The sequence below is a fragment of the Ruegeria sp. BF12 genome (genome assembly GCF_056538705.1).
The window spans coordinates 277,450-292,551 of sequence record NZ_JBQFTP010000001.1; the positions used below are offsets into that span (position 1 = coordinate 277,450).

At 58.8% G+C, this 15,102-nt stretch carries 12 protein-coding genes; 6 read left to right on the plus strand and 6 right to left on the minus strand.

Features of this window, described 5'->3' with window-relative positions; genetic code table 11:
• Positions 1 to 47 precede the first annotated feature (47 nt).
• From ACR0J0_RS01410 to ACR0J0_RS01420, 3 genes are all read left to right on the plus strand, one after another.
• Positions 48 to 1,799, plus strand: a complete 1,752-nt coding sequence (locus tag ACR0J0_RS01410) for an acetolactate synthase 3 large subunit (RefSeq protein WP_480660729.1) — start codon at positions 48 to 50, stop codon at positions 1,797 to 1,799.
• Between the two features lie 67 nt (positions 1,800 to 1,866).
• Positions 1,867 to 2,427, plus strand: a complete 561-nt coding sequence (gene ilvN, locus ACR0J0_RS01415) for an acetolactate synthase small subunit (RefSeq protein ID WP_480660731.1) — start codon at positions 1,867 to 1,869, stop codon at positions 2,425 to 2,427.
• 275 nt (positions 2,428 to 2,702) lie between these two features.
• Positions 2,703 to 3,443, plus strand: coding sequence for a helix-turn-helix domain-containing protein (locus ACR0J0_RS01420; protein WP_480660733.1), 741 nt, complete (start codon positions 2,703 to 2,705; stop codon positions 3,441 to 3,443).
• A gap of 27 nt (positions 3,444 to 3,470) precedes the next feature.
• On the opposite strand, the gene ACR0J0_RS01425 is transcribed toward ACR0J0_RS01420, so the two are convergent.
• The 3 genes from ACR0J0_RS01425 to prfB all read right to left on the minus strand — a co-directional run bounded on the left by ACR0J0_RS01425 (position 3,471) and on the right by prfB (position 6,995).
• On the minus strand, positions 3,471 to 4,253 hold the full coding sequence (locus ACR0J0_RS01425) for a DUF2189 domain-containing protein (RefSeq protein WP_480660735.1): 783 nt from the start codon (positions 4,251 to 4,253) through the stop codon (positions 3,471 to 3,473).
• A 33-nt stretch (positions 4,254 to 4,286) separates the two neighbouring features.
• Positions 4,287 to 5,681 carry an amidase gene (locus ACR0J0_RS01430; protein WP_480660737.1) on the minus strand — a complete coding sequence of 465 codons (1,395 nt, stop codon included), beginning with the start codon at positions 5,679 to 5,681 and terminating at the stop codon, positions 4,287 to 4,289.
• Between the two features lie 192 nt (positions 5,682 to 5,873).
• Positions 5,874 to 6,995 carry a peptide chain release factor 2 gene (prfB, locus tag ACR0J0_RS01435; RefSeq protein ID WP_480660739.1) on the minus strand — a complete coding sequence of 374 codons (1,122 nt, stop codon included), beginning with the start codon at positions 6,993 to 6,995 and terminating at the stop codon, positions 5,874 to 5,876.
• Between the two features lie 77 nt (positions 6,996 to 7,072).
• Between prfB and ACR0J0_RS01440 the strand changes: the two genes are divergently transcribed.
• Positions 7,073 to 7,906, plus strand: coding sequence for an aminoglycoside phosphotransferase family protein (locus ACR0J0_RS01440; RefSeq protein WP_480660740.1), 834 nt, complete (start codon positions 7,073 to 7,075; stop codon positions 7,904 to 7,906).
• Here ACR0J0_RS01440 and ACR0J0_RS01445 read toward each other — a convergent pair.
• The 3 genes from ACR0J0_RS01445 to ACR0J0_RS01455 form a co-directional block, all read right to left on the minus strand.
• Positions 7,900 to 10,386 (minus strand): penicillin-binding protein 1A, encoded by a 2,487-nt coding sequence (locus ACR0J0_RS01445; protein ID WP_480660742.1) that lies wholly within the window; start codon positions 10,384 to 10,386, stop codon positions 7,900 to 7,902. The two genes, ACR0J0_RS01440 and ACR0J0_RS01445, sit on opposite strands and share 7 nt — an antisense overlap.
• A 95-nt stretch (positions 10,387 to 10,481) precedes the next feature.
• Complete coding sequence (locus ACR0J0_RS01450) at positions 10,482 to 11,702, minus strand: N-acetylmuramoyl-L-alanine amidase (protein ID WP_480660744.1); 1,221 nt, start codon at positions 11,700 to 11,702, stop codon at positions 10,482 to 10,484.
• A 66-nt stretch (positions 11,703 to 11,768) separates the two neighbouring features.
• Positions 11,769 to 12,932, minus strand: a complete 1,164-nt coding sequence (locus tag ACR0J0_RS01455) for a pyridoxal phosphate-dependent aminotransferase (protein WP_480660746.1) — start codon at positions 12,930 to 12,932, stop codon at positions 11,769 to 11,771.
• Here ACR0J0_RS01455 and ACR0J0_RS01460 point away from each other — a divergent pair.
• Both ACR0J0_RS01460 and ACR0J0_RS01465 read left to right on the plus strand, forming a co-directional pair.
• The gene (locus tag ACR0J0_RS01460; protein ID WP_480660748.1) at positions 12,931 to 14,313 is read left to right on the plus strand and encodes a M48 family metalloprotease; all 1,383 of its coding nucleotides are present in this window, start codon (positions 12,931 to 12,933) and stop codon (positions 14,311 to 14,313) included. The two genes, ACR0J0_RS01455 and ACR0J0_RS01460, sit on opposite strands and share 2 nt — an antisense overlap.
• Positions 14,310 to 15,068 carry a DsbA family protein gene (locus ACR0J0_RS01465; RefSeq protein ID WP_480660749.1) on the plus strand — a complete coding sequence of 253 codons (759 nt, stop codon included), beginning with the start codon at positions 14,310 to 14,312 and terminating at the stop codon, positions 15,066 to 15,068. The genes ACR0J0_RS01460 and ACR0J0_RS01465 overlap by 4 nt, the downstream gene beginning before the upstream one ends.
• Positions 15,069 to 15,102: the final 34 nt, after the last annotated feature.

A 15,102-nucleotide genomic window follows, 5' to 3' on the forward strand; every position in this document is an offset into this window, starting at 1 on the left:
TTTTTTTTGTCAAACGCAAGACACATGTCGCGAACGGAGCAAAGCAGATGACACGTGAGATGACCGGCGCAAAGATGGTGGTTCAGGCCCTCAAGGATCAGGGCGTGGACACAGTATTCGGATACCCCGGCGGCGCCGTGCTACCGATCTATGATGAAATCTTTCTGCAGAACGACATTCGCCACATTCTGGTGCGGCACGAACAAGGCGCGGTTCATGCCGCCGAAGGCTATGCCCGGTCAACCGGCAAACCCGGTGTTGCACTGGTGACGTCCGGCCCTGGCGCAACGAACGCGGTGACCGGCCTAACGGACGCATTGCTGGACTCGATCCCGATTGTTGTTTTGACCGGACAGGTTCCGACTTTCATGATCGGTTCCGACGCCTTTCAGGAGGCCGACACCGTTGGCATCACTCGCCCCTGCACCAAGCATAACTGGCTGGTGAAGGACACGGATTCGCTGTCTGACACGATGCACGAGGCATTCCATGTTGCCACATCGGGCCGCCCCGGTCCTGTTCTGGTCGACATTCCCAAAGACGTGCAGTTCGCCACAGGCGAGTACAGCGCCCCCAAACCTTCGACGTCACATTACCAGCCCGTCCTGAAGGGTGATCTGGAAGAGATCACCGAACTGGTTGCGGCGATGGAAACCGCCAAGAAACCTGTTTTCTATACCGGCGGCGGTGTTATCAACTCTGGTCCGGCGGCCAGCCAGTTGCTGCGTGAACTGGTCGACGCGACAGGCTTCCCGATCACTTCAACCCTGATGGGTCTGGGCGCCTATCCGGCATCGGGCAAGAACTGGCTGGGAATGCTGGGCATGCATGGTCTTTATGAGGCCAACCTGGCGATGCATGACTGCGACCTGATGATCAACATTGGCGCGCGGTTTGACGACCGTATCACCGGGCGGATCGACGCGTTCTCGCCAAATTCCAAGAAAGCGCATATCGACATCGACCCGTCCTCGATCAACAAAGTGATCCGCGTGGACATCCCGATTGTCGGCGACGTCGCCCATGTTCTGGAAGACATCCTGAAAGTTTGGAAAGCGCGCGGTCGTAAGACCGATGCCGCCTCGGTTGCCAAGTGGCAGGATCAGATCGCCGATTGGCGCAAAGTCGACTGCCTTGCCTACACCAACAGCGAAAAGACCATCAAACCTCAATACGCGCTGCAACGTCTTGAGGAACTGACCAAAAACCACGACCGCTATGTGACAACCGAGGTCGGTCAGCACCAGATGTGGGCCGCGCAGTATCTCGGGTTCGAAGACCCCAACCGCTGGATGACATCGGGTGGTCTGGGCACCATGGGCTACGGCTTCCCGGCGTCCATCGGTGTTCAGATGGCACACCCGGATGCGCTGGTCATCAACGTAGCTGGTGAGGCATCCTGGCTGATGAACATGCAGGAAATGGGCACCGCCGCTCAGTACCGCCTGCCAGTGAAGCAGTTCATTCTGAACAACGAACGTCTGGGCATGGTTCGCCAGTGGCAGGAACTGCTGCATGGCGAGCGCTATTCGCATTCGTGGTCCGAGGCCCTGCCCGATTTCGTCAAACTCGCCGAGGCATTCGGCGCCAAGGGTATTTTGTGTTCTGACCCTGCCGATCTGGATGACGCGATCATGGAAATGATCAACTATGACGGCCCGGTGATCTTCGACTGTTTGGTTGAAAAGCACGAGAACTGCTTCCCCATGATCCCGTCGGGCAAGGCGCATAACGAAATGCTGCTGGGCGAAGCCGAGACGCAGGGCGTGATCGATTCCAAAGGCTCGGTTCTGGTTTGACCTAATTCGATGAATTCTGTTGGGCGCCACGCGCGCCTGACATTTCAGGATGACGAAAGGGACATAAATGTCTGCCCTACATATCAAAAAAGGCGCGACGCGCCATTCCGCCTATAACCTACGCCCCACCTTTTCGGACGTGCAGGAACAGCACACGATTGCGGTTCTGGTCGAAAACGAACCGGGTGTTCTGGCGCGGGTGATCGGGTTGTTCTCGGGCCGCGGTTACAACATCGATAGCCTGACCGTGGCCGAGGTGGATCACACCGGCCATCTCAGCCGCATCACCATAGTGACCACTGGTACCCCGCAGGTGATCGAACAGATCAAAGCCCAGTTGGGGCGCATCGTGCCGGTACATGATGTTCACGACCTGACTGTCGAAGGCTCCTCGGTTGAGCGGGAACTGGCCATCATCAAGGTCGTTGGCGGCGGTGACAAGCGGGTCGAAGCGCTGCGTCTGGCAGATATCTTCCGCGCGAACGTTGTCGACAGCACGCTGAATTCGTTCATTTTTGAGATCACGGGCGCTCCGGACAAGATTGACGCTTTCGCCGATCTGATGCGCCCACTGGGCCTGGTTGAAATCGCCCGTACCGGCGTCGCCGCCCTGTTGCGCGGAGATTGAACTGTTCAGCCTCGCCCCAATTTATGGGGCGAGGCGATGCTGCTCAGAGGGCTTTAGTGGTTCAGCTGATTGTTGCCGATGAACATAAAAGCCCCAAAAGATCATACAAATTGGCATAAAGCCTATTGCGTTTGTTACCCCCTACGTTAGCTTCAAAACGTAGCGTGGTGTTGGGATGCGTCCGCTAGGGTCATCAGTACGATTAAAAGCGCATGAACGGCCAAAAGGTCGGGTGCGTCGCCCTTGTGAACGACACTCTGGAATCTGGGACAGAAATGACCAAGAGTATCCGTAGCCCTGATGAATTGCGCAGGATGTTTGGCGCCAATCTGCGACAATTGTCGCGGCAATACTCTTCTGTGTCAGAGCTCTGCCGTCAGCTTGGCATCAACAGGACACAGTTCAACAGATATCTTGCGGGCGAGAGCTTTCCCCGCCCCGATGTCCTTGATCGTATGTGCCGGTTTTTTGACGTCGACGCCCGAATTCTCCTGCGTCCTCTGGATGAAATCGAATTGCCGCCAATACATCCGGCGGCCTCGGCCCTGACCGAGTTTCTGGGATCGGGCCCGTCCACTTTGACCGAGAACCTATTGCCGGCTGGGTTCTACTATGTCACGGAAACAGGACTGGATGAGGGGCTTTCGACCCGACACAGAGTGATCCATGCGCGGCGAATGCCGCAGTGCACACTCGTTCGCAGCTATGAACCCAGTAACGGCGAAAAACAGGCTTCACCGTCCAGGCGCGAGGTTCAGGGCATTGCCGCTTGCGCGGGCCAACAGATATACATTCTTATGTCCAGTCGCGCCGCGCAAAACAGCCGCATCTACCTTGTAACCCGAGGCTCGGATGAGAACTCCGAACGCTGGCGCGGGGTTGCGATTTGCCTGTCAAAGACCACGGCACAAGCAACCACCATGCGCAGACTGACCTTGAACTATCTTGGCACAAAGCCCACAGCCGCTTTGCCCGCGGCCCGGGCCGCCAAGCGATTTGAGCAGAGCGCTGCCTAACCCGACAACACCATTTGCCGCCAGGTCCTAGGAGTTCTTCCCGTCTCCCGCCAAGGTGATGAGGCGATACAGATGCCAGCTGGCATGTCCCAGCAGAGGCAGCACGATTAACAGCCCCAAAAACCATGGGATCATTGCGACAAAGGTCAGCACCGCCACGAACGCACCCCACCCCAGCATGACCGTGGGGTTCGATCTGACATAGTTGAAACTGGCGATCATGGCGGTCACGAAATCCAGCTCTCGGTCCAGTAACATCGGGATTGAAAGCACTGTGATCATGTACAGAACAATTGCAAACACGGCCCCGAAAGCGCTTCCAACGGCCAGCATCGTCAGGCCGTTCGGGGTCAGAAACACCTCGAACGAACTGGACACGTTGGTCATTGTGGACAGACCCATGAACAGGGCGAAAATCATGTGGCCCAGAAAGAACCAGAACAGAAAGATCACCACGATAATCGCGCAGATCGACGGCAACTGTCGGCGGCTTTGCTGGATGACCACGCCAAAAATCGCCCCGAAATTCAATGGTTCACCCAGTTCCAACCTGTGCGAGACCTCATACAGACCCACGGCTGCAAATGGCCCGAGCAAGGGGAATCCTATCGCGGCCAACACCAGCCAATAGGACGTCTCTGTTTCGATCGTCACCCATGCCATCACCCAACCGGCCAGCACGTAGAACCCACCGAACAACAAGCCAAAGATCGGTGCACGACGAAAATCCGCCCAAGCGCGGCGCAATGCCAGACGCAGCATTTCTGTATTCACGGGTCCCATTGCCGGAACACCAAAGGGCTTTTCCATGTTCTGTCTCTCCTCCCCTTTCCGGCCTTTTCCTCAAGCCGGTCGTTTTTGCGGCCACTTGGTCGCAGCGTGATAAGCGGCCCCTATCGATAGTACGCGTGTATCCGCCCCACGCGGGCCAAAGACCTGTATTCCCATTGGCAACCCGCCTGCGCCGAACCCGGCCGGAACCGACAGACACGGCAAACCAATCAAACTGACGGGAACAAGAACCTGCATCCATCTGTGATAGGTATCCATTGTTTTCCCAGCGATTTCTGTGGGAAACGGCGTTTCGATATCAAACGGCCAGACCTGAGCGGATGGCAGGACAAGCACATCATAATCCTGAAAAATCTCAGCCGCGCGCCGGAACCAGTCGGATCGGACAACGCTTGCCTGATGCACTTGCATCGCCGTCAAAGCCTGCCCCTGGTCCATTTCCCATTGTGCTGTATCTTTCAACTGCGCCCGGTGTTCCGCCATCGGCGAGAGGCTGGCCGCTACGCTCCACGACCGCAGTGTCGCCCAACTGTCGAACATGCTCTCGGCGTCGAACGGCGGCGCAACAGGCTCCACCTGTGCACCAAGTTGCGTAAAGACGGACAATGCGTCCTCGCACACCTCGCGAATGCCATCCTCATACGGAAATGCTCCGCCCCAGTCGCCCAGCCAACCAATCCGTACGCCAGAAAGTTCTGCGGCCTGAACCGGAGAAACCGCTTGTCTGGGAACGGCCAAAGGATGCCTGGGGTCCGGGCCTGAAATCACGTCCAACAACAGGCCCAAGTCCTCAGGGCACCGGGCCATGGGACCAAGGGTGGACAACTGATGCAGGAAAACGTCGCCTGCTGGTTCCGGCGGCACCCTTCCCCAGCTCGGGCGGAATCCATAGACATTGTTCCAAGCTGCCGGGTTACGTAGACTGCCCATCATGTCAGAGCCATCTGCAAGCGCCAACATCCCTGTTGCGAGTGCGACGGCTGCTCCGCCGGACGATCCACCGCATGTGCGCGAAGTGTCGTAGGGATTGCGTGTGGCACCATAGACAGGATTGAACGTGTGCGACCCCAATCCGAATTCCGGTGTGTTGGTTTTTCCGATCAGGATGGCGCCCGCGGCCCGCAACCGCTCTGCAATCAGATCGTCTTCCTTGGGCACATGGTCCCGGTACAACGGTGATCCCTGCGACGACACGATGCCGGCGACATTCACCAGGTCTTTGACGGCGATCGGCAACCCGTGCAGCGGCCCTGTCCAAGGCCCCGCATCCAAAGCCCGAGCCTCGGCCATCAAAGAATCCTGATCCCTAAGCGCGACGATTGCGTTGAGGGGACCATTTATTGTCGCGATCCGGGCCAACGTTGCGCGCATCAGATCAGCGGCAGAAACGCGTCCTGCCGAGAGATCGGCCAGCAAAGCGGTTGCGGTTTTCTGGCTCAGATCCATCCGTGGCTCATCGCGTCCCGTGTCAGTGTGTCGCGCTCAGCCTAGCCGGGGCTCAAACTCATTTAAACCCACGTTTTACATATATCTTTTCTCGTACGAAACACAGCGCCCTGGATCTGCTTCATCTGGCCCAATATACCTCGGGGGAATCTCCGCATGTGGAGATCGGGGCAGTGCCCCCCGCCCGGCTTACTAGCCCTGCGCCTCCGAGCGGCTCTTGCCGGCGACATTCATCGCAAGCGTCGCGGCCATGAATCCATCCAGATCCCCATCCAGAACACCCTTTGTGTCCGAGGTCTCGTGATTGGTGCGCAGGTCCTTGACCATCTGATAGGGCTGCAAAACGTAAGACCGAATCTGGTTGCCCCACCCCGCGTCGCCTTTGGCCTCATGCGCGGCGTTGATGTCGGCGTTCCGGCGATCCAGTTCCTGTTGGTACAGACGCGATTTCAGCGCTTTCATGGCAATATCGCGGTTCTGGTGCTGCGACTTCTCGGACGAGGTTACGACAATCCCGGTCGGGATGTGCGTGATCCGAACGGCCGAGTCCGTGGTGTTCACGTGCTGACCACCCGCACCCGAGGACCGGTAGGTGTCGATGCGTATGTCGGACGGGTTGACCTCAATCTCGATATTGTCGTCGACCACCGGATAGACCCAGACTGAGCTGAACGAGGTGTGCCGCTTGGCTGCCGAGTCATAAGGCGAAATCCGAACCAATCGATGCACGCCGCTTTCCGATTTCAGCCAGCCATAGGCGTTGTGACCAGAAATCTTGTAAGCGGCGGATTTGATCCCCGCCTCTTCGCCCGCGGTCTCGGACTGCAGCTCGACCGTGTAACCTTTTTTCTCGGCCCAACGCACATACATCCGCGCCAGCATCGAGGCCCAGTCGCAGCTTTCCGTGCCACCTGCGCCCGAGTTGATTTCGAGGAACGTGTCATTGCCATCGGCCTCACCATCCAGCAGCGCCTCAAGCTCTTTCTTGGCGGCTTTGGCCTTCAGCTTTTTGATGGCGCCCTCGGCGTCGGAGACGACCTCTTCGTCCTCTTCCATCTCGCCCAGTTCGATCAGTTCGATATTGTCGCTCAGATCGGTTTTGATCGACTCGTAGGTCTCGATGGCATCCACCAGCATCTGACGTTCGCGCATCAGTTTCTGCGCGTTTTCAGGGTTGTCCCACAGATTGGGGTCCTCGACCCGAGCGTTGAATTCCTCAAGACGGTGGGGGGCGGTTTCATAGTCCATGCGCTGCGCCAGCAGCTCCAGCGACTTTTCGATTTCCGCCACGGTGTTCTGGGTTTCGGCGCGCATAGTCTTGTCCCAACTTGCTCAATCAGGCTTGCGTGATAGCAAGAGCGCGAGACCACCACAAGGCACGTGAGACTGGAATGAGAAATGTACCGCTTGAGTTTCCCAAGAGTTGGGGCCTGACGATCATGGAACCGGTCGCTGATACCGATTTGGCAAAGGTGTGGAAGGTCAAAACGTCCGACGGAACCGAAGCGGCGCTCAAACTCTATAGAAAGCCTGATCGCGGGAACGAAGCCCCCGGTGCACAGCTATTGGCGCGCTGGCAGGATCGTGGCGCCGTTCGGGTATTGGCCGAAACAGGAAATGCGGTGCTGATGGAATGGCTTGAAGGCCCTTCCTTGGGTGATATTGCCCGCCGCGGCGACCCGGACCTAGCCTGTAACCTGTTGGCTGAAACTGCAGCTCGCCTTCACGCCGAGCCGCTGGTGAACCGGGCAGGTTTGAAGGACCTGAAAGAGGTTTTTTCCCCGCTGTTTGGTTGTGTCTTCTCTGTGAACTGCCGTGAAGACCTTAGACGGGACATGACCCGCGCGATGCGCTTGGCGCAGTCTCTTCTGGACACCCAAGACGATCCGGTGCCACTGCATGGTGATCTGCATCATGACAACGTCATCCAGACCTCGAAGGGTCTGCAGGTTATTGACGCCAAGGGGTATCTGGGCGATCCGGCTTTTGAGCTGGCCAATGCCTTGCGCCACCCAAAGGGTATGCCGGAGCTTCTGCGCCAGCCTGAACAGATCAACCGTTGCATTGCACTCTATTCCGAGGCCCTGCGCGTACAGCCCAAACGCCTGAAACGATGGGTCGCCGCAAAATGTGCGCTGTCGATCTTCTGGCGGTCCGAGGGAACTGTTATGGACGACAGCCAGGCAGACTTGCTCAATCTGTTCCTAAGAGCGGCCGATCAGTAAAGACCGCCGCCTTGCAAATCGCCCTGGCTGGCATTCGGGCCAACCGTGATCGTGTTGCCGGTGGACGTTGTGACCTGTCGGCCCGAGCTTGCCTCTTCGAACAGTGGCAGGTCCGATCCCATCGCGAAACCACCGTCATAGACGCGGTCGATAAAGCCGTCGACACCATCGCGGAAATACTCGGCTACGACATAGTCACCTGTTGCATCGGCCGGCAGACGCGCGCCGCTAAAACGGTCGATCTTGATGAAATGGCCACCTTCGGGCACTTCAAACGGGCCGCCGCCGTATTTCTTGACGGCTTTCTCCATGAAGCTCTGGAAGACAGGGCCGCACATGGTGCCACCATAAGCCCCCCGCCCCATCGGGCGCGGACGGTCGTAACCGATATAGCACCCGGCGACGATGTTCGAGGTGAAGCCGATGAACCATGCATCCTTGGATTCGTTGGTCGTACCGGTCTTACCAGCCGTGGGCACCGGCAGATTGATATGGGCCGAGGCTGTACCACGATCCACTACGCCCTTCATCATCGACGTCAACTGATAAGCGGTGATCGCGTCCATAACCTGAGACCGGTTGGTCTCAATGGTGGGCGACTCATCCGGCTCCAACCACGCCGAGTTACAATCCAGACACTGGCGATCGTCATGACGGTAGATCGTCTTGCCGAAACGATCCTGAATACGGTCGACCAAAGTGGGTTCTACGCGCTCGCCGCCGTTGGCAAACATCGCATAGGCAGCAACCATCTTGTATAACGTGGTTTCTTCGGACCCCAGCGAGTTGGCCAGAAATGCGCCCATCCGGTCATAAACACCGAACCGCTCGGCATAGCCTGCGACAACCGGCATGGTAACCTCTTGCGCCAGACGGATGGTCATCAGGTTCCGCGATTGTTCGATCCCGGTGCGCAGCGGTGTTGGGCCGTAGAACTTGTTCGACGAGTTCTTGGGGCGCCAGAGACCTTGCGGCGTGTTCACTTCAATCGGAGCGTCCACCACGATCGTTGCGGGGCTGTAGCCACTGTCCAAAGCAGCCGCATAAACGAAGGGCTTGAAGCTCGACCCCGGTTGACGCTGCGCCTGCGTGGCACGGTTGAACACGGTGTCCTGATACGAGAACCCGCCCTGCATCGCCAGAACGCGACCCGAGTTCACATCCATTGCGACGAATCCGCCCTGCACTTCGGGGATCTGTCGGGCGGACCATTGGCCCTCTTCCCCGGCCATGACCAGAATGACGTCGCCGCGTTTGAAGTTCGCCGCAAAATCGCCCTGCATCCACTGGATGTCCGAACGCGGAACGATGCCGTCGGCGGGGCCATCTTCAATGCCCACGGTCAACTGCTGTTCGCCCACGTTCATCACGACGGCAGGATACCACTGCGTCGGCAGCACCACGTCGCGTGGGATTTCCATGATCGCCAGCGCTTCGCGCCACTGCGTCTCATCGGCCAGCTTTTCTTCGGGAATGACTTCGCCCGTGCCGCGCCACTTGCCACGCGAACGGTCGTATTTCTGAAGCGCGGTGCGCAGGGCTTTGGCTGCTTCGACCTGCATTTCCTCATCAACCGAAGCACGGACGGTGAAACCGCCGGTAAAGAACTCACCCTCGCCGAAATCCTCGCTCAGCTGGCGGCGAATCTCGTCGGTGAAATAATCGCGCGGCGGCAGCGCGGTGCGGAAGCTTTCGAAATCACCGTTCTGGACCGAGCGCAGCGGCATGTCGACTTCGGTCTCGTATGTCGCCTTATCGATATACCCGTTCTGGTTCATCTCACGCAGCACGTAGTTCCGGCGCGCCAGCAGGCGGTCCTTTTGTCGAACCGGGTGATAGTCCGACGGCGCCTTGGGCATCGCGGCCAGGGTCGCGGCCTCGTGCGGCTCCAGTTCCTGCAAAGTCTTGTTGAAATAGGTCTGCGCGGCAGCGGTCACACCATAGGAGTTCTGACCCAGAAAGATCTCGTTCATGTAGAGTTCGAGGATCTGTTCCTTGTCCAGTGTATCTTCAAGCCGGGTGGCGAGGATGATTTCCTTGATCTTTCGCTCGGCACGGCGGTCGCCGGACAGCAGGAAGTTCTTCATCACCTGCTGCGTGATAGTCGACGCACCGCGAACGTTCTCACCCTTGGACTTCACCGCCTCGACACCGGCGGCAATGATACCGCGCGGATCATAACCCTGGTGGGTGTAGAAGTTCTTGTCTTCCGCCGAGATGAAGGCTTGCTTCACCAGATCGGGGATTTCCTCGGACGGCGTGAACAGGCGGCGTTCCTGTGCGAATTCGTCGATCAGCTGGCCTTCGCCCGAATAGATTCGGCTGATCGTCGGCGGCTTGTACTGCGCCAGCGATTCATGGCTGGGAAGGTCGCGCCCATACATCCAGAAGACCGCGCCTACGACCAGCGCGGCCATGAAAATACCCAAGGTCACGAGGCTGAAGATTGCCCCGAAAATCGAAAGAATGAAACGGATCACGTTACTGCCTTTTACTCGCGGTGACGCCTATATAGTGATGGCCCGGCGCAGGGTCAAAACACGATGGCCAATAATAGCCGGTTTGCGCCGCTGGGTCACTGTCCAATCAGGGACCGTTTGACAAGATCTTCCTGCCGCCATTTCTTCAGACCATCCACGATACCCCGCGCCATGCTTCTGCGCCATTCCGGGTTTTCGATGTTTTTCAGGTCGCGGGGACTGGATAGAAATCCAAGCTCGACCAGAACCGATGGGATATCCGCCGCCTTTAGAACCGAAAACGAGGCGGTTCGGATCGGTCTGCTGTTCATCGGCCCGCCCTGCTGCGCCATGCCGTCTGCGAGGCTCCGCGCAAGTGCATCGGTGCGGGGCTTGGTTTCCTGACGCGCCATATCCAGCAGCACATCGGCCACCTGATCATCCGCGCCACTCAGATCGATCCCCGAAATCAGGTCGCCCCGGTCGTGACGTTCAGCCAGCTTGTGGCTCGCCACATCCGAGGCGTCATCGGACAGGGTATAAACCGCGGCCCCATGCGCGCGCCCCTCGGACAGAATATCCGCGTGCAACGAAATGAACACGTCTGCACCGGCCCGATGCGCCAGTGCAATGCGCCGTTCAAGCGAGACGAACTGATCATCGACCCGCGTCAACACGACCTCAAACCCTCCGGTGCGCAGCATTTGCTCGCGCAGCTCGCGCGCGAAGGTCAGCATCAAGGTCTTTTCATCGGTTCCCTCGACCTCGGCCCCCGGATCGATACCTCCATGGCCCGGGTCCAGCATGACCCGTAAAGCACCCGAGGCGCTGTCGCGGGGCAAGGCCTGGGTCACTGCCGGTTCGGGTAGGTCCCAGCCCTGTTGACGGGGCGCTCCTGAGCTTGCGGCAAAGATGCCGAAATCTGTTCCCGTCAAGCTCAGCGACAACTGCGCATTTCCGGTCGTCTCATCAATCCGCATCTCGGCGCTGTTGACGGCCAACGGAGCGCCCAGGTCCAGAACCATCCGCGACCATCCCGGTACATAGGCACCGAATTGAACGCCGCTGATGCGGTCGCTCTGCAGGAATGCGTCGCGGTCCAGGCCGGTCCAATCGACCTCCTGAAAATCAAGCACCATCCGGTACGGATCTTGCAGGGTAAACACACGGTATGGCACGCCTTGGCTGAGGCCAAGATCGATCCGCACCCCTGCCCGACCCTCGTCAACAATGCGGCTGTCATCCGGCAGGACGCGCGCAAGCGCGCTGAAGTCATGTGCGACAGCGGCATTTGTCAGCGCCCAGAACAGCGCAATGGCGTAGATGATCCTGCTCATAGCCTCAAGTTTTCCCGAGATCGTTTGTCTGGCACCCTATCGCATCCGGCCCGTGTTGTGAACGGCTCAGGCCTGTTCTGTGATCGCACCACGTTCGGCCATGAACCGGTGAAGGCGTTCCAGACCCTCCTCAATATCGACCGTCGAGCGCGCATACGAGAACCGCAGGGTCGTATGACCTCGCAACGGGTCAAAATCCAGACCCGGCGTGACCGCGACTCCGGCCTTTTCCAGAATTTCAGCCGCAAATGCGTGGCTGTCATCAGTCAGGTCCGAGACGTCTGCGTAGACATAGAACGCCCCGTCAGGCGGCGCGATATTGGTGAACCCGGCCTTGGGCAATCCTTCCAGCATCAATTGGCGGTTGCGGCGGTAGACATCCAGATTTCCCTGCAACTCTTCATCGCAATCCATTGCGGCAAGCGCTGCAACCTGGCTGGCGTGCGGGGCGCAGATGAACATGTTCTGGGCGATCCGTTCAACCACGCGCACCTGATCCTCGGGGACGACCATCCAGCCGACACGCCAACCGGTCATCGAGAAATACTTGGAGAACGAGTTGATCACGTAGCACTCATCCGTCAGCTCCAGCGCGGTGACGGCTTTGGCCTCATATTCCAGACCGTGATAAATCTCGTCGCTAATGAATGACGCGCCCTGCCCGTGCGCAGCCTCGATCAACGCGCCCATTGCCGAGTGATCCAACATGGTGCCGGTGGGATTGGCCGGAGACGCAACCATCAGGCCTTGCAGGTCCAGCCCGGCAAAGTCAGCGGCCACGGGTTGCAGCCGGTTCTCGGGTGCTGTCGGCAGGTCTACCGGGACCAGCCCCAGTGCTTTCAGAATCTGCCGATAGGACGGGTAACCGGGCGCGCCGATTCCCACGCGGTCCCCGCTGTCGAACAGCGCGGTAAAAGCCAGCAGAAACCCACCGGACGACCCCGGTGTGATCACCACGCGTTCGGGGTTCAGATCGACATTGTACCATTCGCCATAAAGCCGCGCGATCCGCTTGCGCAAGGCAGGCAGACCCAGAGCAACGGTATAACCCAAAGGGCCTTGCTCCATCTCATGGGCCAACGCCTGAACGGCCCCCTTGGGCGCGCCGGTTCCGGGTTGGCCAACCTCCATATGGATAATGTGACGCCCCGCCTCCTCAGCACGGCGCGCGGCCTCCATCACGTCCATCACGATGAAGGGATCGACCCCGGATCGGGTTGAGTTTCTCATGCCCATCTCCCATGTTGCAGCCATGGCTTTTGAACGCGTATCCAGGCTGGCGTCAATCCCGGCCCTGTTGCTGGTGGCAGTAACATGGATGGGCAGCGCGTTTCCGGCCAGCGCCCAGAGCCTGATCCGGGACCCGGATATCGAACATGGGCTGCGCGAATTGGCTTTTCCGATCCTGCGCGCCGCCGGGCTGAACACCAACCGGGTCAGGATTTTGGTCGTCAATGACAGCACGTTCAACGCCTTTGTCATTGATTACAATGCAATTTACGTAAATTACGGGCTGATCCTGACCGTCGAAAGCCCCGAGATGCTGCAGGCCGTGATCGCCCACGAAGCGGCCCATATCGCTAATGGCCATCTGGCCCGTCGGGTCGAGAACCTGCGTGCTGCACAGCGCAATGCGCAATTGGGTACGGCCTTGGCCTTGATCGTGGCCGCTGCAGGGGGTGGCGAGGCTGCGGCCGGTATCGCCGCAGGAACATCAGCCTCGGCGCTGCGGAGTTTTCTGGGACATACGCGGGCGGAAGAGGCCTCGGCAGACCGCAGTTCGGCCAGCTACCTCAGGGCAGCAGGTATCTCGCCCAGCGGTATGGTTGCCCTGCACCAAAAATTTGCGGGTCAGGAATTGCTGAGTACCGCGAACCAGGACCCCTATATGCGGTCCCACCCCACCAGCCGCGAACGTCTGCGCGCAGCTGAGGCGTTTATGGGCGAGTTCAGTGACAATGCGCTTCCGAATCCAAACGCCGATTACTGGTTCGCACGGGTGAAAGGAAAGCTGTCGGCGTTCCTCCGCTCACCAACCTGGACCATGCGCAGGGCCAAAGAAGAAAACGCCGAAGACATTCGGCTGATGCGCCAAGCCGCGGCCTACCACCAGAACCGTGATCTGGCCCGCGCCCGCACGGCAATCGACGGAGCACTGGAAATACGCCCGGACGATCCGTTCTATTATGAGCTTAAAGGACAGATTTTACTGGAAAATCGTCAATTCACCGAGGCTGTGGATGCCTATGGCCAAGCGGTGGAGATGGCGCCAAATGACGCCCTTATCCTCGCGGGATACGGGCGCGCCCTGCTGGCGCGGGGTCAGACGAAGAACGCCCTGCAAGTTCTTGAAAAAGCACGCGCACGGGATTATCGCAATGCGCGATTGATGCAGGATCTTGGGGTGGCCTACGCCAAGATTGGAAATAACGGCATGGCCTCGGCCGTGACCGCAGAACGTTATGCCCTGCAAGGCCGGTTGGCAGATGCGGGGATTCATGCAAAACGAGCGATTGGGCAATTACCCGAAGGCTCACCGGGTTGGCAAAGGGCACAGGATGTGTTGATTGCCTCGGAACGAGCGAAGAAAAAGAAAAGGAAACGGAAATGATCCTCAGACACGCTGCACCGGCCCTTCTGGGGCTTTCCCTGATATCAGGACCTGTTCAGGCGCTGGACCTGAGCACGATGAGTGACGCCGAAAAAGATCAGTTCGGCGCGCAGGTTCGGGAGTATCTTCTCGAGAACCCCGAAGTCATCATCGAGGCCATCAACATCCTGGAACAGCGCAACGCTGCCGCCGAAGCTCAGGTCGACAAAGAGTTGGTCGCAGCCAATTCCGACGAGCTGTTCAATGACGGCTACAGCTGGGTCGGCGGCAACCCCGATGGCGACATCACTTTGGTCGAATTCATGGATTACCGCTGTGGTTACTGCCGCCGTGCCGTGCCCGAAGTGGCCACCTTGCTGGAAGCGGACGGCAATATCCGTCTTGTAATCAAAGAATTCCCGATTCTGGGTGAGGCCTCGGTCCTGTCTTCACGTTTCGCGGTCGCGACCAAGCATGTGGCGGGCGACGACGCCTATAAGCAGGTGCACGACGCGCTGCTGGAATTCACCGGCGAACCTTCAGAAGTTTCGCTGCGTCGCATTTCCGACGGCCTCGGGCTGGACAGCGATGCAATCATCGCGGCGATGGACAGCGAACAGGTCACGGACGAAATCAACCAGACGCGGGCTCTGGCGCAGCGGATGCAGATTTCGGGAACGCCTTCCTTCGTTCTGGGCACCGAAATGCTGCGTGGCTTCTTGCCTGCCGATCAGATGCAGCAGATCGCCAATGGCGTACGCGCAGAACAAGGCTGACCGATCACGGGGCACCTCAGGCTGGGTTGCCCCA